At 74.2% G+C, this 25,429-nt stretch carries 21 protein-coding genes; 10 read left to right on the top strand and 11 right to left on the bottom strand.

The features are described 5' to 3' along the window. Positions 1-70 precede the first annotated feature (70 nt). On the top strand, positions 71-1,219 hold the full coding sequence (locus tag ACF1BN_RS02845) for an aminopeptidase P family protein (RefSeq protein WP_392329790.1): 1,149 nt from the start codon (positions 71-73) through the stop codon (positions 1,217-1,219). A gap of 29 nt (positions 1,220-1,248) precedes the next feature. Here the strand turns inward: ACF1BN_RS02845 and ACF1BN_RS02840 are convergent, their stop codons facing one another. Both ACF1BN_RS02840 and treZ read right to left on the bottom strand, forming a co-directional pair. Next, the gene (locus ACF1BN_RS02840) at positions 1,249-2,514 is read right to left on the bottom strand and encodes a serine hydrolase domain-containing protein (protein ID WP_392329789.1); all 1,266 of its coding nucleotides are present in this window, start codon (positions 2,512-2,514) and stop codon (positions 1,249-1,251) included. A 183-nt stretch (positions 2,515-2,697) separates the two neighbouring features. Continuing rightward, positions 2,698-4,449, bottom strand: coding sequence for a malto-oligosyltrehalose trehalohydrolase (gene treZ / locus ACF1BN_RS02835; RefSeq protein ID WP_392329788.1), 1,752 nt, complete (start codon positions 4,447-4,449; stop codon positions 2,698-2,700). Between the two features lie 172 nt (positions 4,450-4,621). Here treZ and ACF1BN_RS02830 point away from each other — a divergent pair, with 172 nt between their 5' ends. From ACF1BN_RS02830 to ACF1BN_RS02820, 3 genes are all read left to right on the top strand, one after another. Further along, positions 4,622-5,170: an FHA domain-containing protein gene (locus tag ACF1BN_RS02830; RefSeq protein WP_392329787.1), complete on the top strand. Its 549-nt coding sequence runs from the start codon at positions 4,622-4,624 to the stop codon at positions 5,168-5,170. Positions 5,171-5,519: 349 nt separating this feature from the next. After that, positions 5,520-6,584, top strand: a complete 1,065-nt coding sequence (locus ACF1BN_RS02825) for a cytochrome P450 (protein WP_392329786.1) — start codon at positions 5,520-5,522, stop codon at positions 6,582-6,584. An 89-nt stretch (positions 6,585-6,673) separates the two neighbouring features. After that, entirely contained in the window at positions 6,674-7,174 is a 501-nt protein-coding gene (locus ACF1BN_RS02820; RefSeq protein ID WP_392329785.1) for a hypothetical protein, read from the top strand. 94 nt (positions 7,175-7,268) lie between these two features. On the opposite strand, the gene treY is transcribed toward ACF1BN_RS02820, so the two are convergent. Next, positions 7,269-9,620 carry a malto-oligosyltrehalose synthase gene (gene treY / locus ACF1BN_RS02815; protein WP_392329784.1) on the bottom strand — a complete coding sequence of 784 codons (2,352 nt, stop codon included), beginning with the start codon at positions 9,618-9,620 and terminating at the stop codon, positions 7,269-7,271. A 114-nt stretch (positions 9,621-9,734) separates the two neighbouring features. Between treY and ACF1BN_RS02810 the strand changes: the two genes are divergently transcribed. Beyond that, entirely contained in the window at positions 9,735-10,988 is a 1,254-nt protein-coding gene (locus ACF1BN_RS02810) for an MFS transporter (RefSeq protein WP_392329783.1), read from the top strand. Here the strand turns inward: ACF1BN_RS02810 and glgX are convergent. Beyond that, the gene (gene glgX, locus ACF1BN_RS02805) at positions 10,942-13,062 is read right to left on the bottom strand and encodes a glycogen debranching protein GlgX (protein ID WP_392329782.1); all 2,121 of its coding nucleotides are present in this window, start codon (positions 13,060-13,062) and stop codon (positions 10,942-10,944) included. The two genes, ACF1BN_RS02810 and glgX, sit on opposite strands and share 47 nt — an antisense overlap. A gap of 188 nt (positions 13,063-13,250) precedes the next feature. Between glgX and ACF1BN_RS02800 the strand changes: the two genes are divergently transcribed. From ACF1BN_RS02800 to ACF1BN_RS02785, 4 genes are all read left to right on the top strand, one after another. Continuing rightward, the gene (locus tag ACF1BN_RS02800; RefSeq protein WP_392329781.1) at positions 13,251-14,096 is read left to right on the top strand and encodes a Tat pathway signal sequence domain protein; all 846 of its coding nucleotides are present in this window, start codon (positions 13,251-13,253) and stop codon (positions 14,094-14,096) included. Between the two features lie 68 nt (positions 14,097-14,164). Continuing rightward, on the top strand, positions 14,165-15,502 hold the full coding sequence (locus tag ACF1BN_RS02795) for a copper amine oxidase (RefSeq protein WP_392329780.1): 1,338 nt from the start codon (positions 14,165-14,167) through the stop codon (positions 15,500-15,502). 108 nt (positions 15,503-15,610) lie between these two features. Continuing rightward, on the top strand, positions 15,611-16,897 hold the full coding sequence (locus ACF1BN_RS02790) for an SAV2148 family HEPN domain-containing protein (protein WP_392329779.1): 1,287 nt from the start codon (positions 15,611-15,613) through the stop codon (positions 16,895-16,897). 87 nt (positions 16,898-16,984) lie between these two features. After that, entirely contained in the window at positions 16,985-17,710 is a 726-nt protein-coding gene (locus ACF1BN_RS02785; protein WP_392329778.1) for a 3'-5' exonuclease, read from the top strand. 15 nt (positions 17,711-17,725) lie between these two features. Here the strand turns inward: ACF1BN_RS02785 and ACF1BN_RS02780 are convergent, their stop codons facing one another. Together ACF1BN_RS02780 and ACF1BN_RS02775 are read right to left on the bottom strand one after the other, a co-directional pair. Next, positions 17,726-18,556: an alpha/beta fold hydrolase gene (locus ACF1BN_RS02780; protein ID WP_392329777.1), complete on the bottom strand. Its 831-nt coding sequence runs from the start codon at positions 18,554-18,556 to the stop codon at positions 17,726-17,728. Positions 18,557-18,609: 53 nt separating this feature from the next. Continuing rightward, the gene (locus ACF1BN_RS02775) at positions 18,610-19,467 is read right to left on the bottom strand and encodes a phosphotransferase (RefSeq protein ID WP_392329776.1); all 858 of its coding nucleotides are present in this window, start codon (positions 19,465-19,467) and stop codon (positions 18,610-18,612) included. Between the two features lie 197 nt (positions 19,468-19,664). Between ACF1BN_RS02775 and ACF1BN_RS02770 the strand changes: the two genes are divergently transcribed. Next, positions 19,665-20,213, top strand: a complete 549-nt coding sequence (locus ACF1BN_RS02770; protein WP_392329775.1) for a DUF1697 domain-containing protein — start codon at positions 19,665-19,667, stop codon at positions 20,211-20,213. Positions 20,214-20,248: 35 nt separating this feature from the next. Here ACF1BN_RS02770 and ACF1BN_RS02765 read toward each other — a convergent pair whose 3' ends face one another. From ACF1BN_RS02765 to ACF1BN_RS02745, 5 genes are all read right to left on the bottom strand, one after another. Continuing rightward, complete coding sequence (locus ACF1BN_RS02765) at positions 20,249-21,043, bottom strand: sirohydrochlorin chelatase (RefSeq protein ID WP_392329774.1); 795 nt, start codon at positions 21,041-21,043, stop codon at positions 20,249-20,251. A 10-nt stretch (positions 21,044-21,053) separates the two neighbouring features. Further along, entirely contained in the window at positions 21,054-21,941 is an 888-nt protein-coding gene (locus tag ACF1BN_RS02760; RefSeq protein ID WP_392329773.1) for an ABC transporter permease, read from the bottom strand. Beyond that, positions 21,928-22,722: an ABC transporter ATP-binding protein gene (locus ACF1BN_RS02755; RefSeq protein WP_392329772.1), complete on the bottom strand. Its 795-nt coding sequence runs from the start codon at positions 22,720-22,722 to the stop codon at positions 21,928-21,930. The genes ACF1BN_RS02760 and ACF1BN_RS02755 overlap by 14 nt, the downstream gene beginning before the upstream one ends. 34 nt (positions 22,723-22,756) lie before the next feature. Continuing rightward, the gene (locus tag ACF1BN_RS02750; RefSeq protein ID WP_392329771.1) at positions 22,757-23,878 is read right to left on the bottom strand and encodes an ABC transporter substrate-binding protein; all 1,122 of its coding nucleotides are present in this window, start codon (positions 23,876-23,878) and stop codon (positions 22,757-22,759) included. A 206-nt stretch (positions 23,879-24,084) separates the two neighbouring features. Next, entirely contained in the window at positions 24,085-25,428 is a 1,344-nt protein-coding gene (locus tag ACF1BN_RS02745) for a sulfate adenylyltransferase subunit 1 (RefSeq protein WP_392329770.1), read from the bottom strand. Position 25,429 lies beyond the last annotated feature (1 nt).

Here is a 25,429-nt window from a genome sequence, read left to right as displayed (position 1 = left end):
CCGGGCGGGCAGGATGCTGGAGGACCGCCCCGGAGGTCGTACCGCCCGCGCCGCCGCGAAGGAGAGACCCATGCCGAGCACCCCCGCCGCAGCCGACGACGCCCCCACGCCCTTCACCGCCGACGACTACCGGGCGCGGATGGACCGGGCGGCCTCCGCCGCCGCCGACGCGGGGCTCGCCGGGGTGCTCGTCGCCCCCGGCCCCGATCTGGTGCACCTCACCGGCTACCGGCCGACCGCGATCACCGAACGGCTCACCCTCCTCGTCATCGCCCCCGGCCAGGACCCGGTCCTCGTCGTCCCCAAGCTGGAGGCCCCCGACGCCGAGAAGGCCGTCGGCGCGCCCGCGCTGACCCTCCGCGACTGGACCGACGGCACGGACCCGTACGCCGTCACCGCGCCGCTGCTGGATGTCGCCGGGCGGTTCGGCGTCAGCGACAACGCCTGGGCCATGCACCTGCTCGGGCTCCAGCGGGCCGTGCCGTCCAGCTCGTACGTCTCCCTCACCGACGCCCTGCCGATGCTGCGGGCCGTGAAGGACGCGCACGAGCTGTCGCGGATCGCCGCCGCCGGTGCCGCCGCCGACCGGGCGTACGAGGAGATCCTGAAGGTGCGGTTCGCCGGGCGTCGCGAGACCGAGGTGGCCGCCGACCTCGCCCGGCTGCTGCGGGAGTTCGGCCACTCCCAGGTCGACTTCACCGTCGTCGGCTCGGGACCCAACGGCGCCGATCCGCACCACGAGGCCGGCGAGCGGGTCATCGAGCGCGGCGACATGGTCGTCCTCGACTTCGGCGGGCTCAAGCACGGCTACGGCTCCGACACCACCCGGACCGTCCACGTCGGCGAACCGACCGACGAGGAGCGGCGGGTCCACGACCTGGTCCGCGAGGCCCAGCAGGCCGGGTTCGAGGCGGTGCGGGCCGGCATCGCCTGCCAGGACGTGGACCGCGCCGCGCGCGCGGTGATCACGGACGCCGGGTACGGCGAGTACTTCATCCACCGCACCGGCCACGGCATCGGGGTCACCACCCACGAGCCGCCCTACATGATCGAGGGCGAGGAGCGCCCGGTCGTCCCCGGCATGTGCTTCTCCATCGAACCGGGCGTCTACCTCCCGGGCCGCTTCGGCGTCCGCATCGAGGACATCGTGACGATGACCGAGGACGGCACCGGCCGCCGCTTCAACGCCACCCCGCACGAGATGGCGATCGTCGGGTAGCGGCGGGGCCGGCACCGCCCCGCCGGGCCTCAGGGCACCAGCGGGTCCTCCGGGGCCAGCGCGGCCGCGATCCGGCCCGCGACCACCTGGGCCATGTTCCCCTCGCCGGTCGACGCCGTCTTCGTCGCCGAGACCGCGATCGCGAGCCGCTTCTCCGGCAGGTACGCCTGGAGCGCCGCGTAACCCGAGAAGGACGGGTTCTGGAGCAGCCAGCCGCCGGAGACGATCACCCCGAGCCCGAAGTGCCGCTCCTCGGTCTGCTTCAGACAGATGGTGGCCGGGCAGGTGCTCGTCGGCGTGCCGAGGCCCACCGTGCCGGGGTCGAGCAGGATCCGGTACGAGCGCGGGCCGATCAGCTCGCCGCTGCCGATGCCCTGCGCCGAGCGGGCCATGTCGCAGACGGTGCTGGTGATGACGGCGCCGGGACCGGTGGTCCAGGAGGGGTTCCAGAAGGTGGACTCCTCGTAGAGGCCCCGGTCCGAGGTGAAGGCGTGCAGCACCGGCTCCGGGATCTCGGGCGTGAAGGAGTTCCGGGTCTCCCGCAGGCCCAGCGGGCCGGTCACCAGCTCCCGTACCAGACGGTCGATGGGTGTGCCGGTGATCCGCTCCAGGGCGCGGATCAGCAGCAGGTAGTTGGCGTGCGAATAGCTCCAGTTGGTGCCCGGGTCGTACCAGAAGTCGTGGCTGAACGGGAAGGCGAGCAGCTCGTCCGGGGTCCACTGCTTGAAGGGGTGCGGGGTGAGCTCGGCGCCGAACGCCGGGTCGGTGACGTAGTCGTGCAGGCCCGAGGTGTTGTTCGCCAGCATCCGCAGGGTGATCTCGCGGGCCCTGGGCACCTCCGGCAGCCAGCGCTCCACCGTGTCGTCGAGCCCGACCCGGCGCTGCTCGACCAGCCGCAGCAGGGCCGTCCCGATGTGGGCGAAGGCGACGGAACCGGCCCGGAAGTGCATGTCCGGCCGGGCCGGGACGCCCGTCATGGACTCGCCGAGCGCGCCGGTGACGAGCTCCCGCCCGTCCACGGTGACCCGCAGCAGCACGGCGTTGAGCCTGAGGTCCTTCCTGGCCTTCCGCGCGATGTCCAGGACGCGCCGGGCGTCCCCGGTGAGCGGTCCCGGCGTGCGGTCGCACGTCTCGGCCCCGTGGCGGGTCGCGGCCTCCCGCGGTGCGGCCGGCTTCGGCGCGGCCTCCCGCGGTGCGGCGACGGAGGTCGACGGGAGGGCGAGCGCGAGCAGCGCGGCGCCCAGGGCCGCCGCGCGGGCGCGGGTGCGGCGGCGCGGGGGAGTGGGGGGTGTCATGCGGGGCACTATGGCGCCCCGCCCGGCGTCGGGCGGCGGAACACTCCGCCGCACGCCCATGTGGGTCCCTCCGGTGGCCCGAGCGGCGGAGCCGGACGCCCGACGGGGATCAGCCGTCGGTCAGGACTACCGCGGACCGACGGGGTTCAGCCGTCGGTCAGGACGACCGCCGGGCGACGGGGATCAGCCGTCGGTCAGGACGACCGCCGACTCGGCGCCGAGGCGCAGCAGGCCGTCGCGGCCGGGCGGCTCGACCGGCTCCCAGGCGGCGAGGACCCGGTCGCGGCCGTTCGAGCCCAGCGGGATCTCGGCCGGCTCCTTGCCGAGGTTGACCGCCACCCGGACGTCACCGCGTCGGAAGACCAGCCAGCGGGCCTCCTCGTCGAAGGCCGCCTTCACCGCGCCGAGGTCCGGATCGGTGAGGTCGGGCAGGGTGCGGCGGAGCGCGATCAGCTCGCGGTGCCAGGCGAGGAGCCGCCGGTGCGGGTCGCGCTCGCGCTCCGCGCGGTCGAGGACCGAGCGGTCCCGGGTCGCCGGGTCCTGCGGATCGGGCACGTCGCCCTCCGCCCAGCCGTGCGCCGCGAACTCCCGCCGCCTGCCCCGCCGCACGGCCTCCGCGAGCTCCGTGTCGGTGTGGTCGGTGAAGTACTGCCACGGGGTGCGGGCGCCCCACTCCTCGCCCATGAACAGCATCGGCACCGACGGGCCGGTGAGCACCAGCGTGGCCGCGCAGGCGAGCAGGCCGGGGGAGAGGGAGGCCGAGAGACGGTCGCCCAGCGCCCGGTTGCCGATCTGGTCATGGGTCTGGGCGTAGCCGAGGAAGCGGTGGGCGGGGGTGCGCTCCCGGTCGACGGGCCGGCCGTGGTGGCGGCCCCGGAAGGACGACCAGGTGCCGTCGTGGAAGAAGACCCGGGTCAGGGTCTTGGCGAGCGCGGCCATCGGGGCGCGCGCGAAGTCGGCGTAGTACCCCTGGGCCTCGCCGGTCAGCGCGGTGTGCAGGGCGTGGTGGAAGTCGTCGTTCCACTGGGCGTGCAGGCCGAGGCCGCCGTGGGCGCGGGGGGTGGTGGAGCGCGGGTCGGCCATGTCGGACTCGGCGATCAGGAAGTGCAGACGGCCCTGCTCCCTGGCCAACTCGTCGACGGCCGCCGAGAGTTCCTCCAGGAAGGTGAGGGCCCGGTCGTCGGCGAGCGCGTGCACCGCGTCGAGCCGCAGCCCGTCGATCCGGTAGTCCCGCAGCCAGGCGAGCGCGCTGCCGAGGAAGTACGCCCGCACCTCGTCCGAGCCGGGCGCGTCCAGGTTGACCGCCGCGCCCCACGGGGTGTGGTGGGTGTCGGTGAAGTACGGTCCGAAGACCGGGAGATGGTTGCCGGACGGGCCCAGGTGGTTGTGGACCACGTCGAGCACCACGCCCATGCCCAGGCCGTGCGCGGTGTCGGTGAACCGCTTCAGCGCCTCGGGCCCGCCGTACGGCTCGTGCACCGCCCACGGCGCGACCCCGTCGTACCCCCAGCCCCGGACGCCGGGGAAGGGGCAGAGCGGCATCAGCTCCACATGGGTGATGCCGAGCCCGGCGAGCTCCCCGAGCCGGGCCGCGGCCGCGTCGAGGGTGCCCTCCGGGGTGAAGGTGCCGACGTGCAGCTCGTAGAGGACCGCGCCGCGCAGCCGGAGCCGGGGCGGCTCGTGGCGCCAGGGGTGGGCCGAGTGGTCGACGACGGCGCTGAGCCCGTCCGGCCCGTCCGGCAGCCGGCGGCCGCGCGGATCGGGGCGGACGGGACCGTCGTCGAGGCGGAAGCCGTAGCGGTCGCCGTCGGCGGCCGGCACGGTCCCGGTCCACCAGCCGTCCCGCAGCGGGTCCCGGTCGAGGGGGTGCCCGGCCCCGTTCAGCTCCAGGGTCACCCGGTCGCGGGCGTGCGGCGCCCAGACCTCGAAGAGCACGGCGGTTCTCCTCGCAGACGTCGGTACGTACGGTCGGCTACGTCGTCCCCATCCTGGCAGCCGGGGCGGCGACGCGCCCGGGGGATTCCGTGCCCGAGCCGGTACGTCCCCGCTACGTCCCCGGGACGGCCGCTTCTGGACAGCCCGGCCCGGACACCCGGACAATCACCGTGTGACGACCCCTTACGAGCCCCCGGCGCACTCCCCCCGGCTGACCGACGCCGAGCGGGACCGCGCGCTGGGCATGCTCCGGGAGGGCGCCGCCCAGGGCCGTCTCTCGCACGACACCTTCCTCTTCCGCATGGAGCGCGCGCTCCAGGCCCGCCGGCCCGACGAACTCGCCGTGCTCACCGCCGACCTGCGCGGCGAGGGCGGCTGGACCCGGCGGGTGGTCGGCGCGGTCGAGCGGATGTCGGCCTTCACCGCGCGCGTCGGCCGCGCCTGGCACGCCGAGCGGCTGCCGAAGCTGCTGCTGCCGCAGCCGGGGCCGTACCCGCTGCGGATAGGCCGCGATCCGGTGAACGGGCTGCGGCTCAGCCACGAGACGGCCTCCCGGCTGCACGCCGAGCTCTCCCTCCAGGGCGGGCTGTGGGTGCTGCGCGACCTCGGCTCCACCAACGGCACGACCGTCAACGGGCGCCGGGTCGTCGGCGCGGTCGTGGTCCGCGACGGCGACGTCGTCGGCTTCGGCGAGATGACCTTCCGGCTGTCCCGCGACTGAGCGTCCGGCCCCGGCTCACCGCCCCTCGCCCCCGGCTCACCGCCGATCGCCCCCGGCTCACCGCCCCTCGGCCCCGGCTCACCGCCGATCGCCCCCGGCTCACCGCCCCCGGCCCGCCGCCCGCCCCGCCCGCCCCGTGCGGAGGCACCGGGTCGCTTCCGCCGGTCGGGCTCCGCAGGGCGGCGGCGCGTGTCCCGGCGGGTCCTCCGAGGTCAGCGGCCTGTCCGCTCACCCGTTCGGCGGCATGTGGCGGGCGGGGGGACGACCCCGGTGGTGGGGTGGGGGCACGCGCGCCGCGATCCCCGGCGCGGCCGGCACCGCCGGACCAGCCGAACGACATGGGGGCGCGATGCGCGACGAGCCGAACCGCCGGGCGGGGGACCCCGGGACGAGCGACGACCCCTGGCGGCGCCTGCCCGCCATGACGCCCCTCGGGCCGGCCGCCGCGACCGTGCCCGGACGCGTCAGGACCGTCGCCGAGCCGTCCCCGGCGCCCGGCGGGCGGACGGTCGCCCCCAGCCCGCTCGACCCCGGCGCCGCCCTCGACCCGTACCCCGTCCACCGCCGGCTGCGCGAGGAGTTCCCGCTCACCTACGACCCGCTGCTGCGCGCCTGGGTCCTCAGCCGGTACGCGGACGTGGCCACCGCCCTCACCGACCGGCGCTTCACCCACGGGCACCGGCCCGGCGACCCGGCCTGCGCCCGCGCCCACACCGACGTCGACCTCGCCGAACTCCGGTCCGTCGTGGAGCGCACCGCGCACGTCCTGGCCCGCCGGATCGCCGGCCGGGACCGGGCCGACCTCGTGGCCGACTTCTGCCACTGGCTGCCGGCCGGGACCGTCGCCGCCGCCGTCGGCGTCCCGTACCGGGACATGATGCGGCTGGTGCGGGGCCGGGCCGCGACCGCGCTCGCCGGCGAGTGCGGCGGGCAGATCGCGGTACGGGAGAAGGCGCTGGCCTCCTTCCTCGGCAACGTCCTCGCCGACCCCGACCAGACGGCCGCCCTGCGGCACGCCCCGGCGGGCCTGGTGGCCCGGGCGTGGGCGGAGTCGCTGCGTCTCGACCCGCCCGTGCAGATCGCCGTCCGCCGCACCCGCGAGGACGTGCCGGTGAGCGGCGGGATCCTGCCGGGCGGTTCCTCGGTGGCGCTGCTCATCGGCGCGGCCGGGCGGGACCCGGAGCGGTTCCGCGAGCCGGACCGCTTCGACCCGCTCCGGGACGACCCCGGCCAGCTCACCTACGGGCCCGGCTTCTGCCCGGCGGTGATCCTGGCGGGCCTGGAGGCGGAGTACGCGGTCCGGGCGCTCTTCGAGGCGATGCCCCGGCTGCGTCCGGCCGACGGCTTCCGGCCGGTGCCGGACGGGCTCATCACCCGCGCCCCGAGCTCGCTGCCCGTCCTGCCGAAGGGCTGAGGTCCGGGGTCCCGGCCCGCTGCTAGGGTGACGTGCGCTCGTCAAACGGGCGCTCTCGACACGCACGACACTCAACGGGGATTGAACAAGTGAAGCTTCGTCATGCCCGCGCGATCGCCGTCTTCGGCATCGCCGTCCTCGCCCTCACCGGTGCCCGCGGATCCGGCGGCGGTGGCTGCGACAACAGCAGCAGCGGCTCCAGTTCCTCCAGCTCGTCCAGCTCCGGCGGCAGCGGCCACACCGACAACGACAGCGACGGCAACGGCAGTTCCGGCGGTTCGGTCTCCGGTGGCGGCGGCAGCGCCGACAAGGCGTCCCGGGACGTCACCATCGACAAGTGCGCCTACGACGCGGCGACCAAGAACCTCACCGCCCGCATCACCGTCAGGAACGACAACGCGCTCGACTACGACTACAGCGTCACGATGAGGTTCTCCGGTACGGCCGCGACTCCCGCGACCGCCGTGAAGACCGGCATCGCGGTCGCGGCGGGCGCCTCGGCCTCCGCCGAACTCACCACCCCGTACCCGGGCACCGGCGACGGCTCCGAGTACACCAAGTGCGAGGTCGCGAGCGCCGCCCGCCTCTGATCCGGCGGCGCGGCGAGCGGGCGGCGCGGATCCCACGGATCCGCGCCGCCCGTCGCCGTCGGACCGCGGGGCGGCTTCGGCGGCTCCCGCGCGATCAGCCCCTGATGCGGGCGAGGAGCGCGACCGGGCGGTCCGCGAACAGCTCCGCCAGCTTCAGCTCGCTCTCCGGCCCACCGGTGAACTCCCGCACGCCGTCGAGGACATCGGCCCAACGCCCCTCCGGCAGCACCAGCTCCGTGTCCCGCCAGCCGCCCGCCTCCGCGAGGCGCAGCGACAGCCGGGTCACGGCCGTGACCACCTCGTCCGAGCGGACGAAGGCGAGGCAGTGGGCGGCGGCCGGTCCTTCGGCGGCGAGCGGCAGATGCCCGGCGCCGGGTCCGAAGGCCGCCGGGCGCTCCCGGCGCAGCCGCAGCGCGGCCCGCACCAGTGCCGTCCGCTCGTCGTCCGGACCCGGCGCGAGCGGGGCCCGGTTGTCCGGGTCGACCAGAGCCCGGTACTCCCGCTCGGTGTTCTGGTACAGCTCCGGCACGCCCGGCATGGTCAGCTGGACCAGCGCCGCGCCGTCCGCGTGGGCCCGGATGTGCGGCTCCAGGGCGAACGCGGCCTCGGACGCGGTGCGCAGCGGCACGCGGCCGGGACCGGCGGCCGTGAACTCGGCCACCGCCCGCTCGTACGCCGGATCCTGCTCGGTCCAGGAGGTCCGCAGTCCCTCCTCCCGTACGGCCTTGAGCACGGCCGGGCCGATCCGCTCCGGGTCCGGGGTGCCGAAGCCGAAGGCGGTCTGCCAGGCCGTCCAGGCGAGGTGCGGGTCCGGGGCGGGGACCCCGGCGACCTCGGCCAGCAGGCCGGCCCAGACGTCCGGGCACTGGGCCAGCACCGCGATCGCCGCCCGCACGTCGGCGCTGCGCTTGGTGTCGTGGGTGGTGAGGACCGTGCCGCCGGCCGGCCAGTCGCGGGCCAGCCGGGCGCAGGCGGCGTGGAACTCGGCGACCGTGACGGCGGGCCGGCCCGGGTCGCCGCCGACCTCGTTGGCGGAGAGCAGGGGCGCGTACCGGTAGAAGGCCGTGTCCTCGGTGGACTTGGCCCGCAGCGCCGAGGAGGTCTGGGCGAACCTGGCCCGGAACGCCCGGTGTTCGGGGGAGTCGCCGTGCTCGCCCAGGAGGATCCCCCGCACGGCGTCGACGGCGGTCGCCTCCTCCGGCACCGCGAACGCGGCCCGCGCGCACCGGGCGGCCTCGGGTGTGAGCACCCGCCCGGCGTCACCGGTCCCGTACGGGCGGTAGACCGGCACGCGGACGAGGAGTTCCTCGATCGCGGTCCGCAGGGCCCAGGGCGCGTGGTCCTGGAGCGCGGGATCGGCGGCGCAGAGCGTGACGGCCGCCCGGGTCAGGACGGCGGTCTCGGCCGCCAGGTCGTGGCGCACCACCTCGTACCCGGCGCGCCGGGCGGTCGCCTCCCACTCCCCGCCCCGGTCGGCCGAGCGTCCGGTGAACTCCCGGTAGAGGTCGGCGAGTTCGGCGGAGCCCTCCGGGTCGGTGAGGACCCCGTCGACCAGCCGCAGCGCGTCGTAGCCGGTGGTCCCGGCGACCGGCCAGGCGTCCGGGAGGGTCTCGGGCCCGGTGAGGATCTTCTCCACCACCGTCCAGCACCGGCCGCCGGTCGCCGCCGCCAGGCGCTCCAAGTACCCCTGAGGGTCCGCGAGTCCGTCCGGATGGTCGATGCGCAGTCCCTCGACCACCCCGTCGGCGACCAGCTCCAGGACCTTCGCGTGGGTCGCCGCGAACACCTCCGGGTCCTCGACGCGCACCCCGATCAGGTCCGAGACGGTGAAGAAGCGCCGGTAGTTCAGCTCGGTGCGGGCCAGCCGCCACCAGCCGAGGCGGTACCACTGGGCGGCCAGCAGCTCGTCCAGGGGGAGGTGCGCGGTGCCCTCGCGGAGCGGGAACTCCTGCCCGTCGAGGCGGAGCGTGCCGTCCTCGACCCGCAGCCGGTCCCGTACCTCCGACAGGCGCGCGGGCAGCACCGGCAGCAGCAGCCGGCCGTCCCCGGCCGTCCGGTCCAGGTCGAACCAGCGGCCGTACGGGGAGTCCGGGCCGTGCCGCAGCACCTCCCGCAGGGCGTGGTTGTGGCGCGGTGAGGCCGCCATGTGGTTGGGCACCAGGTCCACCACCAGGCCGAGGCCGTGGGCGCGGGCGGTGGCGGCGAGGGACCGCAGCCCCGCCTCGCCGCCGAGCTCCGCGCGGACCGCGCGGTGGTCGGTGACGTCGTACCCGTGCAGGGAACCGGGCACCGCCTCCAGGACGGGGGAGAGGTGCAGGTGCGAGACGCCGAGCCCGGCGAGGTGCGGCACGGCGCGCTCCGCGGAGGCGAACGGGAACGCGGGCTGGAGCTGGATCCGGTAGGTGGCGGTGGGCACGACGGCGGGCGCGTGGCGGAGGGACGTCATGCGAACGTACGTACCCCGTACGGAAGCTTCCGTGTCATCGCCCGATGCACCCGTTCGGGTGTATCGCGTTATTTTCGGCCGAGTCCCCAGCCGCGCCGGGAGGTGCCCCACCGGATGTACCGCGCCACCTTCTCGCTGCTCGGCCCCGTCCTCCCGGTCCTCTCCTTCCTCGGACGGCTGCCGACGGCGATGTGCCAGCTCGGCAGCGTGCTGCTGGTCGCGGAGACCAGCGGCTCCCTCGCCACGGCGGGGCTCGCCGGAGGCGCGCTGGCCGCCGGGCAGACCGTCGCCGGGCCGCTCCTCGGCCGGCTCGCCGACCGGCGCGGCCAGCGCGGTCCCGTCCTCGCCGCCTCCCTCGCCAACGCCGTCGCGGTCGCCGCCCTCGTCCTCGCCGCCGTCTCCGACGCCCCCACCGGCCTGCTCGTCCCGCTGGCCCTGCTCGCCGGCGCGACCGTCCCGCAGATCGGGCCGCTCGCCCGGACCCGCTCGGTGGCGCTCGCCCGCCGGGCCGGCGCCGACGACCGGACGGTGGGCGCCGTCCTCTCCTTCGAGGGCACCCTCGACGAGGTGTCCTTCGTCCTCGGCCCGGCACTCGTCGGCCTCGCCGCCGCCCTCGCCCACCCCGGCGCCGCCCTGCTCGGCGCGGCCCTGCTGCTCGCCCTCTGCGGCACCGGCTTCGCCCTCCACCCCACCGCCCGCGCCACCGCGACCGGAGCGGACCCGGCCGCCACCCGCACGGGCGCCGCCGAACGGACGCGACTGCCCGGCTCCGCGTACGCCCTCCGGGTGACGATGGTCCTCCAGGGCGCCATGTTCGGCGCCTCCCAGGCCGGGATCACCGCCCTCACCGCCGGCCTCGGCGCCCCCGCCCAGGCCGGGCTCGTCTACGCGGCGATGGGCGTCATGAGCGCCGCCGTCGGGCTCTCGCTCGCCGCCCTGCCCGCCCGGATCGGGCTCACCCTCCGCTGGCGGACCGCGACCGCCGGCCTCGTCCTGCTCTCCCTCCCCCTGCTCGCCGTCGACTCCCTCCTGGGCCTGTACGCGGTGGTGACCGTGCTCGGCGCCGCCTACGCCCCGCACCTCATCACGGTCTTCGCGCTGACCGAGCGGGCCGTCCCGGCGGGCCGGCTCGCCGAGTCCATGGCCTTCCTGACCAGCGGGATCGTCGGCGGCCAGGCGCTGGCCCTGGCGCTGTCGGGCCGGCTCGCCGAACAGCACGGCGCCCCCGCCGCCTTCGCGGTGGCGGTGGGGGCGGCCGTGGGCTGCGCGGCGCTCTCCTGGACCGTGAGGACCGCGCGGACCGGAGTGCCGCGCGGCCCGCTCACGCCGGACGGCGCAGCACCGTCAGACTCAGCGGCGCGAGGGTGACGCGCTCGCCCGCCACGATCTCCGGGCCCGACAGCGGCGGCATCCCCTCCGGCTCGGAGGTGTCCACCACCGTCCGCCAGCACCGCCCGTGGCTGTCCGGCACGGCGAACTCCAGCTCCTGCGAGGAGGCGTTGAACATGAGCAGGAAGGAGTCGTCGGCGATCCGCTCGCCCTGCGTCCCCGGCTCGGAGATCGCGTTGCCGTTGAGGAAGACGGTGAGCGCCCGCGCGTGCGCCGCCTGCCAGTCGCGGGCCGTCATCTCCTCGCCCTCCGGCGTGAACCAGGCGATGTCGGTGAGCTCGTCGTGGGTGCCCTCCACCGGACGGCCGTGGAAGAAGCGGCGCCGCCGGAAGACCGGGTGCTCGCGGCGGAGCCGCACCATCGCCCGGGTGAAGCGCAGCAGCGTCGCCTCCGCCTCGCTGTTCTCCTTCGGCCACCGCACCCAGGACACCTCGTCGTCCTGGCAGTAGGCGTTGTTGTTGCCGCCCTGGGTGCGCCCGAACTCGTCGCCGTGGCTGAGCATCGGCACGCCCTGCGACAGCATCAGCGTGGCGAGGAAGTTCCGCATCTGGCGGGCCCGCAGCTCGGTGATGCCGACGTCCTCGGTCTCGCCCTCCTCACCGCAGTTCCACGACCGATTGTGGCTCTCGCCGTCCCGGTTGCCCTCCCCGTTGGCCTCGTTGTGCTTCTCGTTGTACGAGACGAGGTCGCGGAGGGTGAAACCGTCGTGGCAGGTCACGAAGTTGACCGAGGCGAGCGGGCGTCGTCCGTCGTCCTGGTAGAGGTCCGAGGAACCGGTGAGCCGCGAGGCGAACTCGGCGAGCGTCCGCGGCTCACCCCGCCACAGGTCCCGCACGCAGTCCCGGTACTTGCCGTTCCACTCGGTCCACAGCGGCGGGAAGTTGCCCACCTGGTAGCCGCCCTCGCCGACGTCCCACGGCTCCGCGATCAGCTTCACCTGGCTCACCACCGGGTCCTGCTGCACCAGGTCGAAGAACGACGACAGCCGGTCCACCTCGTGGAACTGACGGGCCAGGGTGGCCGCCAGGTCGAAGCGGAAGCCGTCCACGTGCATCTCGGTCACCCAGTACCGCAGACTGTCCATGATCAGCTGGAGCACGTGCGGGGACCGCATCAGCAGCGAGTTCCCGGTGCCGGTGGTGTCCATGTAGTAGCGGGGGTCGTCCGCGAGCCGGTAGTACGAGGGGTTGTCCAGGCCCCGGAAGGAGAGCGTCGGGCCCAGGTGGTTGCCCTCCGCCGTGTGGTTGTAGACCACGTCGAGGATGACCTCGATGCCGGCCTGGTGCAGCGCCCGCACCGCCGACTTGAACTCCAGCACCTGCTGCCCGCGGTCGCCCCAGGAGGCGTACGCGTTGTGCGGGGCGAAGAAGCCGATGGTGTTGTAGCCCCAGTAGTTCGACAGCCCCGCGTCGACCAGCCGGTGGTCGTTCACGAACTGGTGCACCGGCATCAGTTCCAGCGCGGTGACGCCGAGTTCCTTCAGGTGGCCGATCACCGCCGGGTGCGCGAGGCCCGCGTAGGTGCCGCGCAGCTCCTCCGGAAGGTCCGGGTGGAGCATCGTGAGGCCCTTCACATGCGCCTCGTAGATCACCGTGTGGTGGTACTCGGTGCGCGGCCTGCGGTCGTCGCCCCAGTCGAAGTAGGGATTCACCACCACCGAGGTCATGGTGTGCGGCGCCGAGTCGAGGTCGTTGCGCGCGTCGGGCCGCCCGAAGTGGTACCCGTACACCGCCTCTCCCCAGGCGACCGAGCCCGACATCGCCCGCGCGTACGGGTCGAGGAGGAGCTTCGCCGGGTTGCAGCGCAGTCCGCGCTCCGGCGCGTACGGCCCGTGCACCCGGAAGCCGTACCGCTGCCCCGGCATCACGCCGGGCAGGTACGCGTGGCGGACGAAGGCGTCCGTCTCGCGCAGTTCGACGGACGTCTCCGTGCCGTCGTCGTCGATGAGACACAGTTCGACGCGGTGCGCCGCCTCCGAGAAGACCGCGAAGTTGGTGCCCGCTCCGTCATAGGTGGCGCCCAAGGGGTACGCCTGTCCCGGCCAGACCTGCATGGATACGAATATTCCTCTTCTGTCCGGGTTCATGCGTGCTCTTCGGCCAGATCCTGCCCGAAAGACGGGCAACCACCCGGGAACCCGCCCCGTCCTACCTGGTGTCCGCAGGCCAAGCGGGGGATAGAGGGGGAAACGTGTACGAAATAGTGCGCCGCCACCTGGGGAAGGTGGTAGCGGGAGCGGCCATGGCGGTGACGGGGACCGCCGCCGCGGTCGCGATCAGCCTGCCGGGCGCCGCCGGGGCTCAGGACACTCCGGCCGGCCGCGCCGCCGGCGGTACACCCGGCGCGGTCGCCGTCCCGGGCGTCCCGGACGCCCCACGGGGAGCCGGGGACACCTCCGGCACGGGGCCCGCGGGGGACACGGGGCCCGCGGAGTCGGGCACGGGCGGCCCGGGGGCCGCCGCGCCCGCCCCCGCCACCGTCGCCCCGGCCGCCGCAGAGGGCCCCAGGGGCACCGGCACCGATCCGCTCACCGACGCCGAACTGGCCCGGGCCCGGACGCTCGCCCTCGCCCCCGCGGACACCGCCGCCCGGCAGGACGTCGACGGCGACCGGGGCCGCCCCCAGCACCTCGGCACCGAACTCGCCGACCCCGTCCCCGGACGCGAGACCGCCCGCCGCGCCCAGGTCCGCTTCTACGACTACGCCCGCGACGAGCTCGTCACCCGGACCGTCGACCTGACCACCGGGAAGATCGTGGCCACCGGCACCCGGCGCGGGGTCCAGCCCTCCGCCCACCCCGAGGAACTGCGCACCGCCCTCGGACTCATCCTCGCGAGCCCCCTCGGCAAGGGCGTCGCGGAGGACTACCGGGACGCCACCGGCAAGGAGCTGAAGAGCGCCGACCAGCTCTGGTTCAACGGCGACGTCTACCGCACCCACCGAGAGAAGGACGTCCCCGCCGCGCTCTCCCGCTGCGGCGAGCACCGCTGCGTCCGGCTCGTCACCAAGGTCCGCAACGGCGCCTGGATCGACACCCGGAACCTGATCGTCGACCTCTCCGCGAGGAACGTCGTCCGCGTCGGCTGACCACCGCCGCCCGCCGTTCCCCACCGCCCCCGCCCGGCGGGGGCCCGCGCACGAAGGAGCACGCCCGCATGACCGACCGGCACCACCGGCGCACCAGGGGGATCCTCGCCGCCCTCGCGGCCACCGCCTTCCTCGGCACCGCCACCGCCGCCGCGGCCCCCGCCTCCGGGACGCCCGCCTATCCGAACCCGCCCGGCCCCGGCACCACCGCCGCGCCCCCGCCGCCCGCCGTGCCCGGCGCGCCCGTCTGCTCGGCCGCGTACCGCATCACCAAGAAGCTCGACGGCGGCGCCTCCTGGGACATGTGCTGGCGCTACAGCACCGACGCCGGCCTGATCCTCGACGGGATCACCTACCGGCCCCCCGGCGGCGCGGCCGTCCGGGTCCTCTCCACCGCCCGGCTCGCCCAGATCCACGTGCCGTACGACGACGGCGGCGCCGAGTACGACGACCTGACCGGCGCCGGCTTCGGCTGGGGCCTCCAGGACCTCAAGCCCGCCGAATGCCCCGGCGGCACCCTCGCCACCGTCAAGGTGCCCGAGGTCGGCACCGTCAAGGGCCTCTGCACCACCACCCGTGCCCGCGGCCACGCCTACCGCATGGCCAGCGACACCGGAGCCGGCGCCTACCAGGCCCAGGCCAAGGACCTGCTCGTCTACACCGTCAACAAGGTCGGCTGGTACGAGTACATCTCCGAGTGGCGCTTCTCCTCCGACGGCACCATCGGCGCCAACGTGGGAGCCACCGGCAGCCTCTCGCCGGTCGACTACAACGCCACCGACGGACGCGGCTGGCCCATCGGCAAGGGCGCCCGCGGCTACGCCACCAGCCACGCCCACAACGTCTTCTGGAAGCTCGACTTCGGCCTCGACGGCGGCAAGGACCGCATCGAGCAGTACGACTCCACCGTCACCCCGCCCGCCGGCGACGGCGGCCCCACCGTCAAGACCCGGCGCACCGCCGTCACCAAGGAACTCGCCGGCGACGCCAAGAACATGCGCTGGTGGCGCGTGGTCAGCGGCACCGGCAGGAACGCCGACGGCCACGCCCGCAGCTACGAGATCGTCCCCGGCCGCACCGACACCCACGCCGGCCGCGGCTTCACCCGCCACGACGTCTACTTCACCCAGGCCCGCGCCTGCGAGCAGTACGCCAGCAACAACATCGGCGCCTGCGCGCCCGGCGCCGGCGACAGCGTGGACAAATGGGTCAACGGGGAGACTCTGGCCAAACCGACCGTGTGGGTCAACATCGGGTTCCACCACATCGCCCGGGACGAGGACCAGCAGCCCATGCCCGTCCACTGGCAGGGCTTCCAGCTCGCGCCCAGGGACGTAACCGCTATGAATCCCCTCACTCCGCCCGATCTCGCCTCCCAGAACGGGCAGCCGTCGACCGACAGTTGAGTCGCCGGCCGACCGATCCTGCTGCACCGCCCTCCGCTCGCGGAGTACCCTTCCTTGATCTTGTCGGAAGAATCGGGACGGGCGTCCAGAGCAGAAGGCGGTGCGCGGGTGAGCTCGGGAGGCCTTGAGCTGCCCCCAGGTGACGCGGGTCACGAGGGGGGACCGGCCGACCCCGGGGAGGCGCCGCCCACGGTGATCCTCCCCACCGGCCCGGCCGCACCGCCCGGCACGGTCCCCCTGGTCCGCCCGGTGGAGATCGGCGCCGAGCTCGACTGGGGCGCCGAGGCGTGGAGCGAGGTCCGCACCCGTGCCCAGCGCGCGGGCCGCGCCTACATCTGGCTGAATCTCGTCGAACAGCGGATGCGGGCCGTCGTCGCCGCCGTCCTCCGGCCCGTCTACGAACCGGTCCACGGCGACGAGTGGGTGGTCGCCGCCGCCGGACCGGCCGGCCAGGAATGGGTCCGCAGAGCCGTCGCCGTCCGCGAGGTCTCCCGCCGCAAGGGCTACCTCCTCGACCCCGCCGACGACAACGTCCTCTCCTTCCTCACCCTGCCGCAGCTCCGCGAACTGATGGTCCAGCACTGGCCGTGCTTCGAGCCCTACTTCGACGACCGGCGCGAGGTCGAGCTCGCCCTCGACGAACTGGAGGTGACCCGCAACGTCGTCTCCCGCAACCGCGCCCTCTCGCCCACCGTCCTCGCCCAGGCCGAACGGGCCTCCGCCCGCATCCTGGAGATCCTCGGCAGCGGCGCCGGCGCCCCCTCCGCCGACCGCCTCCCCGTCGACGCCGTCGAGGACCTCGTCGGCGACCGGTACGCCGACGTCGTCTCCGTCCACCCCGACCGCGTCCGGCTCCAGCGCCAGCTCCCCGCCGAGGACCTCTTCGGCGGCGCCCGCCGCCTCGACGCCACCGGCATAGGCCTCAACCTGCTCGTGCAGAACTTCTCCGGCCGCCGCATGGTCCGCCTCGCCGAGTCCGGCTGCCGCATACGGCTCCTCTTCCTCAACCCCGCCAGCAGCGCCGTCAAGCGCCGCGAGCGGGAACTCGGCATCAGGAAGGGCGAGCTCAGCCGGTCCGTCGAGATGAACATCCTGCACATGCGCCGGGTCCGCTCCAAGCTCCGCGACCCCGACGCCTTCCAGATCCACGTCTTCGACGAGACCCCCCGCTTCACCGCCTACCTCGTCGACGGCGACGGGCCCGACGGCGTCGGCGTCGTCCAGTCCTACCTCCGCCGCGCCCGCGGCATGGAGGCCCCCGTCCTCGTCCTGCGCGGCGGCGGCCGGACCGTCGTCCGGCACGACACCCCCGGACGTGACGCGGACCACGGCCTCTTCGAGACCTACCGGGAGGAGTTCGAGTCCGTCTGGCTCGACTCCCGGCCCGTTTCCTGACCCCCGCCCCCCACCCCGCGGCGGCGTTGTCAGTGCCGCGTGCGAGGGTGTCAGCACCAACGGGGGAGATCACGTAAGGAGGACCCGATGGCCTGGCATGGGGAACCACTGGTCGGCTTCGACCTGGAGACGACGGGGACGGACCCGCTCGAATCCCGCATCGTCACCGCGTCGATCGTGGGGGTCCACCGCGGCGCGGTGGTCCGGCAGCGCGACTGGCTCGCCGACCCCGGCGTCCGCATCCCCGAGCAGGCCTCGGCCATCCACGGCATCAGCAGCGAGCGCGCCGCCGCCGAGGGCCGCCCGGTCCGCGAGGTCGCCGACGAGGTCGCCGAGACCCTGACCGGCTACTGGGCCCAGGGCGTCCCCGTCGTCGCGTACAACGCCTCCTTCGACCTCACCCTGCTCTCCGCCGAGCTGCGCCGGCACGGGCTGCCCTCGCTCGCCGAGCGGAGCGGCGGCGCCGGCATCGGACCCGTCCTCGACCCGTACACCATCGACCGGGCCGTCGACCGCTACCGGCGCGGCAAGCGCACCCTGGAAGCGGTCTGCGGCGAGTACGGCGTGGAGCTCACCAGCGCCCACCAGGCCTCCGCCGACGCCCTCGCCGCCGTCCGGGTCGCCCTCGCGATAGCCGCCCGGCACCCGCAGGTCGCCGCCCTCCACCCGGCCGAACTGCACGAGCGGCAGATCGGCTGGTACAGGGCCTGGGCCGAGAACTTCCAGGACTTCCTGCGCCGCAAGGGCGACGAGCACGCCGTCGTCGACCCGGTGTGGCCGCTGCGCGGCGAGCCGGCGGGCGTCACCCCCTGACGGCGGGGGCACCGGTCAGGCGTTCTCCTTCAGGAAGGAGAGCAGCAGGTCGTTCACGGTCTCCGGCCGGTCCAGCTGGAGCCAGTGACCCGCCTCCTCCACCCGCTCGTACCGCCAGGGCCCGGCGACATGGTCTCCCGTCCGCTCCATGGAGCGCTCGGTGAGGAACCGGTCCCCGGTCGACCAGACACCCATCACCGGAACCCGCTCCGGCAGCGGCGCCACCGGCCCGTCCGGAGCGAACTGGGCGTCCGCCGGCAGGCCCGCCCGATAGATGTTCAGCGCCGCCGTCAGCGCGCCCGGGGCCCGCAGCGGCCCGATCACGGACTCCGCGTCCGGATGCTCGGCCAGCATCTCGCGCAGCTGCGCGTGGTCGTCCCGGGAGAGCCACTCCTCCGCGAGCCCGGCCAGCTGGAAGAGCAGCATGTACCAGGAGCGCTGCCTCTGCTCCCAGCCCGCCTCCCGGAAGGCCCCGATGTGACCCACCGAGAGCAGGCTCAGGCTCCGCACCCGGTGCGGCACCACCGAGGCGATCCCCTGCGCGACGCCCGACCCCCAGTCGTGCCCGACCAGATGGAAGCGGCGCACCTCCAGCCGGGTCAGCAGCTCCATCAGGTCGCCGATGTGCTTCGCCGGGTGGTACGCCTCCGGGCCGCCCTCCGGACGGCTCGACCCGCCGAAGCCGCGCAGCGTCGGCGCGACCGTCCGGAAACCGGCCGCGTTCAGCGCCGGGACCTGATGGCGCCACAGCGCGTGGCTGTCGGGGAAGCCGTGGAGCAGCAGGACCACCGGCCCCTCGCCGCTCACCTCGACGTCCAGCGTCACCTCGGAAAGCTCGACCCGCATCACAACACCCCGTCTCCGTCGCCCTGTTCGACGAGATCATGATGGCAGCCCGGTCAGAACGGGTACCAGCGAACCTCCGGATCGCCGTCCCGCAGCGACGTCACCCGCCGCTCGAACTCGGCCAGCGCCTTCGGGTTGTGCGGCGCGTGCTGGGCCACCCAGGCGCAGCTCGCGGTCTCCCGCGCCCCGCGCAGCACCGCGCACCCCTCCCACTCCCGCACGTCCCAGCCGTAGGCCTCGGTGAAGGCGTCGTAGGCCGCCGGGTCCAGGCCGTACCGGTCCCGGGAGAGCGCGAGCACCACCAGATCGTGCTCGCGCAGGTCGGAGGAGAAGGTCTCCAGGTCCATCAGGACCGGGCCGTCCGGACCCACCTGCACATTGCGCGGCAGGGCGTCGCCGTGGATCGGACCGGGGGCCAGGTGCGGGACGAGCGCGGCGGCCGCCGGGGCGAAGGAGTCCCGGCGCTCCCGCAGGAAGGCCGCGTCCGCCGGGTCGATCGCGTCCCCGGCGAGCCGCAGCCAGCGCTCCACCCCGCCCAGCAGCTCGCGCCGGGGCAGGGTGAACCCGACCGGCTCGGGCAGCGCGTGCACGGCCGCGAGCAGCGGCGCCAGGTCCCGCGGCTCGGCCGGACGGACGGCCTCCGGCAGCGGATGCCAGAAGGTGAGCGGATGCCCCTCGACCAGCCGCGGCTCCTTCTCCGCGGCCCGCACCGCCGGCACCCCCGCCTCGGCGAGCCAGCCGGCCAGCGCGAGCTCACGCCCGGCCCGCTCGAACAGCTCGGCGGACCGGCCCACCTTGACGACCGCGCCGGCCACGGCGAAGACCGCGTTCTCACCCAGCGCGAGCAGCCGCGCCCCGTCGGCCGGCAGCCCCGCCGCGGCCAGGATCTCCCGCGCCCTCGCCTCGTCCATCGCTTCTCTCCCTACCCGGTGGTACGTCTGCGGGAGCAGTCTCCCACCCCTGGCGGCGACCCCCGTCATTACGAAACCTTGTTCAATAAGTCACAGATCCGTGACGGCCCTTCCCCTGCCCGCCGTTCATCGGAGAGGGTTCGGACCAGCCACCGCGCCACCCCCCACGAGGCGCGGTGGCCTTCTACCCTGGCCGCATGACGACGACGTACGCGCTCCTCCTCCGCGGCATCAACGTGAGCGGACGCCGTAAGCTCCCCATGGCGGAGCTGCGCGCCCTCCTCGAAGGCCTCGGCCACGGCGAGGTGCGCACCTACCTCCAGAGCGGGAACGCCGTCTTCACCACCGCCTCCGGCGCCTCCGAGGACGCCCTCGCCGCCGCGATCGAGACGGCCGTCGAGGAGCGGTTCGGCTTCCGCGCCGACTGCCTCGTCCGCGACGGCCGCTATCTCGCGGCCGTCGCCGAGGCGTGCCCCTTCCCCGCCGACGAGCTGGAGGGGAAGCAGCTGCACGCCGTGTACTACTCCGAGCAGGTCACCCCGGACCGCTTCGCCCCGGTCGACGCCGAAGCGCTCCTGCCCGAGGCCTTCGCCCTCGGCGACCGGGTGATGTACCTCCACACGCCGGACGGCCTCGGCCGCTCCAGGCTCGCCGAGGCCGTGCTGCGCCCGTCCCTCAACAAGGGCGTGGTGGCCACCGCCCGCAACTGGAACACGGTCCGCAAACTGGTCGAGATGACCGCCTGAGGCAGGCCGGGACGACCGCCCGGCCCTCAGGCCCGTCAGCCGGCCGCGACCGCCGGCCGCTCCCGGACCCGGAGCGCGTCCGTGTACCGCAGCACCAGGAGACGGGCGAGTTCGGGGGAGGGGCCGAGGACGCCGGCCAGGACGTCCGCCTCGGCGGCGCCGGCCGCGATCCGGTCCGGGAGACGGCCCGGCGCGATCACGTACGGGGCCACGGCCACCCGGCGGACACCGGCCTCGGCGCGCAGCGCCCGTACCGCGTCCTCGGTCCGGGGAAGGGATGCGGAGGCGAACGCGGGCCGCACGGAGCACCAACCGGTGCGCCGCAGCTCCCGCGCCGTTTCTGCGATCGCCGCGATCGCCTCCGGGTCGGTGGAGCCCGCCGAGGCCAGGACGACCCCGGTGGTGCTCTGGTCGCCGGGCGTGAGCCCGGCCTCGTACAGGCGCCGTTCCACCGCCGCGAGCAGCAGCGGGGACGGGCCGAGGACCTCCGCCTGCCGGATCCGCAGCCCGGCCGGCGCCCCGCGCAGGACGGCCGGGATGTCGGCCTTGGCATGGAAGGCCCGGGTCAGCAGCAGCGGCAGCGCCACCACGTCCCGTACCCCCTCGGCCGCGAGCCGGTCCAGGACGCCCGCCACCGAGGGCAGGTTGAAGTCCAGGAACGCGGTCTCCACCCGCAGCCCCGGCCGCAGCGCGCCGGCCCGGCGCACCAGCGCCTGGACGGTCGCCGCGTGCCGCGGATCGCGGCTGCCGTGGGCGATGACGAGGAGGACGGGCGCGAAGCGCCCGCTCGCCAGGGTGGAGGCGGGTGACGGGAGGACGGGGCGGTTCATGGTCGGGCGCTCACTTCACCAGCAGGCCGCGGCTGCGGAGCACCCAGCGCTCCAGCGGGCTGAAGATCAGCAGGTCGATGGCGATGCCGACGATCAGGATCAGCAGGATCGCCAGGAAGACGCCGGGCAGGTCGATGTTGTTGCGGCCGTTCTCCAGGAGCTGGCCCAGGCCGAGCCCCAGATCGGGGGAGGAGGCGATGATCTCCGCGGCCATCAGCGAGCGCCAGGAGAAGGCCCAGCCCTGCTTCAGACCGGCCAGATAGCCCGGCAGGGCGGCCGGGAGCACCACGTGCCAGGTGCCCTTGAGGCCGGTGGCGCCCAGGGTGCGGCCGGCCCGCAGGAAGAGCGGCGGCACCTGGTCCACGCCGGAGACCAGGCCGTTGGCGATGGACGGCACGGCGCCCAGCAGGATCACCGTGTACATCATGGCGTCGTTGAGACCGAACCAGAGCACGGCCGGCGGCACCCACGCCACCGACGGCAGCGACTGGAGACCGGACAGGATCGGGCCGATCGCGGCGCGCACGAACTTCACCCGGGCCACCAGCAGACCCAGCGGGGTGCCGATGGCGAGGGCCAGCAGGAAGCCGGAGAGGCCCCGGGAGACGCTGGTCCAGATGACCTCCAGGAGGGTGCCCTGGAGCCACATGTCCGCCAGGCCGTCCCACACCGCGGACGGTGCGGGCAGCTTGGTCTCCTCGGTGATCCTCGCCGAGACGAGGACCTGCCAGACGACGAGGACGAGAGCGACCGCGAGGGTGGGCGGGAGGACCTTCTTGACCAGGACCTCGCGCACCGGCGTGCGGCGGACCTCGACCGCGTCCAGCGCGTCGAGCCCGGCCTCCAGACCGGCGAGGTCCTCGCCCTTGGCCTTCGCGGCGGTGTCAGTGCTGGCCATGGCGGCGGATCTCCCCACGCAGATGTTCAGTGATCTCGACGGACAGCTCGGCCACGTCGGCGTCCTCGATGCGGCGCGGCTGCGGGATGTCCACGGTCCACTCCTTGGCCACCCGGCCGGGCCGGGAGGAGAGCAGGACGACGCGCTCGGCGAGGCGGACCGCCTCGCGCACGTTGTGCGTGACGAAGAGGACCGAGAGGTTGGTCTCCTCCCAGATGCGGGTGAGCTCACCGTGCAGCACGTCGCGGGTGATGGCGTCGAGCGCCGCGAAGGGCTCGTCCATCAGCAGCAGCTGGCTGTCCTGGGCCAGCGCCCGGGCGAGCGCCACGCGCTGCCGCATGCCGCCGGACAGCTCGTGCACCCGCTTGCCGTACGAGCCGCCCAGCCGGACGAGTTCGAGCAGCCGCTCGGCCTCCGGCTTGCGCTCGGCGCGCGGCAGCCCGCGCAGCCGCAGCGCCAGTTCGATGTTCTTGCCCGCGGTCAGCCACGGGAAGAGGGCGTGCTCCTGGAACATCAGGGCCGGCCGGCCGCCCGGGGTCGCGATCGACCCCTGGGTCGGCCGGTCCAGTCCCGCGACCAGGTTCAGCAGGGTGGACTTGCCACACCCCGAGGCCCCCAGGATGGTGACGAACTCGCCGGGCGCGACGTCGAGACTGACGTCGTCCAGGACGAGCTGGGTACCGGCCGGGCCGGAGAAGGACTTCGAGACGTGCTCGATCCGGGCGGCGTGCGTCTGCTCCGCTACGGTGCCCTCGGCAGCCTTGGCGAGCGTCGTGGCCATGGTCGTCACCTCCTGGGTATCAGCTGCGGACTGCTTACTTGACGCCGAGACCGGCGTCGGAGACCTCGGTCTGGCCCTCGGCCTTCAGCACCTTGTTGAGGAGCTTCAGGTCGTAGATGCCGGCCAGGTCGGGCTGGTCGATGAGCTTCGCCTTGACCGCCCACTCGGACTGCGTCTTCAGCGTCGAGGCCAGCGGGTCGTTCGTGATCGCGATGCTCGGCCACGCCGGGTCGATGATCTTGGCGTCCAGGGCCTTGCCGCTGAGCTTCTCCAGGGCCGCGTTGGCCGCGTCCTTCGCCTTGTCCGGGTTGGCGCCGATCCACGCGTTGGTCTTCACCGTGCCCCGCAGCACGGCCTCGACCACGTCCGGGTGCTCGGCGAGGAAGGTCTGCGACACGATGACGTTCGTGATCACGAACTTCTTGTCGGGCCACAGCGCGGTCTCGTCGAGGAGCACGGAGCCGCCCTGGGAGACCAGCTTGGAGGCGGTCGGCTCGGGCACCCACGCGCCGTCGATGGAGCCCGACTTGAAGGCGTCCGGGGTGACCTTGTTGTCGGTGCGGACGACGGAGACGTCACCCTTGCCGGACTCCGGGTCGACCTGCCAGCCCTTCTCGGAGATCCAGTTGAGCAGCGCGACGTCCTGCGTGTTCCCCTTCTGCGGGGTGGCGATGCGCTTGCCCTTGAGGTCGTCCAGGGTCTTGATCTTGTCCGGGTTCACGACCAGCTTCACGCCGCCGGAGGCGGAGCCGGAGATGATCCGCAGGTTCTTGCCCTTGGACTTGACGTAGGCGTTGATGGACGGCGAGGGGCCGATGAAGCCGATGTCGAGAGAGCCGCCGTTGAGCGCCTCGATCTCGGACGGGCCGGCGTTGAAGGTCTGGGGCTTGAGGACCGTGCCCCCCAGCTCCTTCTGGATGTGGCCGTCCTTGACGCCGATCAGCGCGGTGGCGTGCGTCAGGTTGGGGAAGTAGCCGATCCGGACCTCGGGGGCGGAGAGCTTCTTCGCGTCGGCCGCGATCGGGGCCTTGTCCGCGGAAGCGTCCTTCTTCGCGTCGGAGCCGTAGCCGCACGAGGCGAGCGCGCCGATCAGCAGAGGCAGGGCGGCGGCGGCGACCAGGCTGCGGCGCAGGGTGGTACGGGTGGTGGCAGGCACGGGAGGTTTTCCCCTCGATTCAGCGTCTTCGAAGTCTGTGTCTGTGTCGTACGGGGTGGAGCGGGTGGAGCCGTGTCGCACCGCTCACGCGGTGCGTCGAGGTCAGCACGCACATCGCGCGACACCTCCTCTGCCCGCGCCGAGGGCGCCGGAGCCGACCCGGCCGCCTTCCTTCGCGAAGGTCCCGTAGAAGTCCTGAGTCATCGTCAGAAATCCCATCCCTCTTCGTCGTCGGTGGTCCTCACGGCCTTGGAGGTGGCGAAGGACTCGCCCGCCATGCCCGCCGCGAGGGTGGTGCCGTCGGCCGGATCGATCAGCAGGAACGAACCGGTGCGGCGGGAGTCCGCGTACGCGTCCAGCGCGAGCGGCTCCGCGGTGCGGACCTTCACGCGGCCGATGTCGTTGGCGACCAGCTGCCCGGGCTCCGGGTGCTGGGAGAGGTCGTCCAGCGTGAGCCGGGACGGGATCTCCTTGACGATCGCCTTGACCGTACGGGTGGTGTGCTTGAGCAGCACCCGCTGGCCGACGGTCAGCGGGTGGTCCGCCACGTGGCAGACGGTCGCCTCGACGTCCTGGCTGGTGGCCGGGGCGTCGCCGCTCGGGGCGAGCAGGTCGCCGCGCGAGATGTCGATGTCGTCGGCGAGGCGGATGGTGACCGACTGCGGGGCCCAGGCGATGTCCACCGGCTCGCCCAGCGCGTCGATCGCGGTGATCGTGGAGGTCCTCCCCGACGGCAGGACGGTGACCTGCTCGCCGACCCGGAAGGCACCGGCGGCGATCTGGCCCGCGTAGCCGCGGTAGTCGGGGTGCTCGGCGGTCTGCGGACGGATCACGTACTGCACCGGGAAGCGGGCGTGGCAGGCGGTCAGGTCGTGGCTGACCGGGACGGTCTCCAGGTGCTCCAGGACGGTCGGGCCGCCGTACCAGTCCATGTTGGCGGACGGCTCCACGACGTTGTCGCCGGCGAGCGCCGAGATCGGGATCGCGGTGATCTCCGGGACGCCGAGCTCGGAGGCGTACGTGGTGAACTCCTCGGCGATCGAGGCGAAGACGGACTCCCGGTACTCGACGAGGTCCATCTTGTTCACGGCCAGCACCACGTGCGGCACGCGGAGCAGGGCGGCGACGGCGGCGTGCCGGCGGGTCTGCTCGACGACGCCGTTGCGGGCGTCGACGAGGACCACGGCGAGCTCGGCCGTCGAGGCACCGGTGACCATGTTCCGGGTGTACTGCACGTGCCCCGGGGTGTCCGCGAGGATGAACCGGCGGCGCGGGGTCGCGAAGTAGCGGTAGGCCACGTCGATGGTGATGCCCTGCTCCCGCTCGGCCCGCAGGCCGTCGGTGAGCAGCGCCAGGTCGGGGGCCTCCTGGCCGCGCGAGCGGGAGGCGTGCTCCACGGCCTCCAGCTGGTCGGCGAGGACCGACTTGGAGTCGTGCAGGAGCCTGCCGACCAGGGTGGACTTGCCGTCGTCGACGGAGCCGGCGGTGGCGAAGCGCAGCAGGGTGGTGGCGGCCAGCTCGGCGGCCGGCTGCTCGGTGGACGTGCTCATG

Origin of the sequence: Streptomyces sp. NPDC014861 (genome assembly GCF_043081625.1) — a bacterium.
In the GTDB taxonomy this organism is placed as follows: Bacteria; Actinomycetota; Actinomycetes; order Streptomycetales; family Streptomycetaceae; genus Streptomyces.
The sequence above is the reverse complement of the archived record's forward strand: the minus strand, read 5'-3'. Positions and strand labels throughout refer to the sequence as shown.

What these genes read in the sequence shown, in the direction of transcription:
- glgX (WP_392329782.1), bottom strand. Translation starts at nt 13,062, where the DNA reads ATGCAGGTCTGGCCGGGACAGGCGTACCCCTTGGGCGCCACCTATGAC.
- ACF1BN_RS02810 (WP_392329783.1), top strand. Translation starts at nt 9,735, where the DNA reads ATGTACCGCGCCACCTTCTCGCTGCTCGGCCCCGTCCTCCCGGTCCTC.
- ACF1BN_RS02770 (WP_392329775.1), top strand. Translation starts at nt 19,665, where the DNA reads ATGACGACGACGTACGCGCTCCTCCTCCGCGGCATCAACGTGAGCGGA.
- ACF1BN_RS02780 (WP_392329777.1), bottom strand. Translation starts at nt 18,556, where the DNA reads ATGCGGGTCGAGCTTTCCGAGGTGACGCTGGACGTCGAGGTGAGCGGC.
- ACF1BN_RS02760 (WP_392329773.1), bottom strand. Translation starts at nt 21,941, where the DNA reads ATGGCCAGCACTGACACCGCCGCGAAGGCCAAGGGCGAGGACCTCGCC.
- ACF1BN_RS02785 (WP_392329778.1), top strand. Translation starts at nt 16,985, where the DNA reads ATGGCCTGGCATGGGGAACCACTGGTCGGCTTCGACCTGGAGACGACG.
- ACF1BN_RS02825 (WP_392329786.1), top strand. Translation starts at nt 5,520, where the DNA reads ATGCGCGACGAGCCGAACCGCCGGGCGGGGGACCCCGGGACGAGCGAC.
- treY (WP_392329784.1), bottom strand. Translation starts at nt 9,620, where the DNA reads ATGACGTCCCTCCGCCACGCGCCCGCCGTCGTGCCCACCGCCACCTAC.
- ACF1BN_RS02845 (WP_392329790.1), top strand. Translation starts at nt 71, where the DNA reads ATGCCGAGCACCCCCGCCGCAGCCGACGACGCCCCCACGCCCTTCACC.
- ACF1BN_RS02755 (WP_392329772.1), bottom strand. Translation starts at nt 22,722, where the DNA reads ATGGCCACGACGCTCGCCAAGGCTGCCGAGGGCACCGTAGCGGAGCAG.
- ACF1BN_RS02745 (WP_392329770.1), bottom strand. Translation starts at nt 25,428, where the DNA reads ATGAGCACGTCCACCGAGCAGCCGGCCGCCGAGCTGGCCGCCACCACC.
- ACF1BN_RS02775 (WP_392329776.1), bottom strand. Translation starts at nt 19,467, where the DNA reads ATGGACGAGGCGAGGGCGCGGGAGATCCTGGCCGCGGCGGGGCTGCCG.
- ACF1BN_RS02800 (WP_392329781.1), top strand. Translation starts at nt 13,251, where the DNA reads ATGGCGGTGACGGGGACCGCCGCCGCGGTCGCGATCAGCCTGCCGGGC.
- ACF1BN_RS02795 (WP_392329780.1), top strand. Translation starts at nt 14,165, where the DNA reads ATGACCGACCGGCACCACCGGCGCACCAGGGGGATCCTCGCCGCCCTC.
- ACF1BN_RS02765 (WP_392329774.1), bottom strand. Translation starts at nt 21,043, where the DNA reads ATGAACCGCCCCGTCCTCCCGTCACCCGCCTCCACCCTGGCGAGCGGG.
- ACF1BN_RS02840 (WP_392329789.1), bottom strand. Translation starts at nt 2,514, where the DNA reads ATGACACCCCCCACTCCCCCGCGCCGCCGCACCCGCGCCCGCGCGGCG.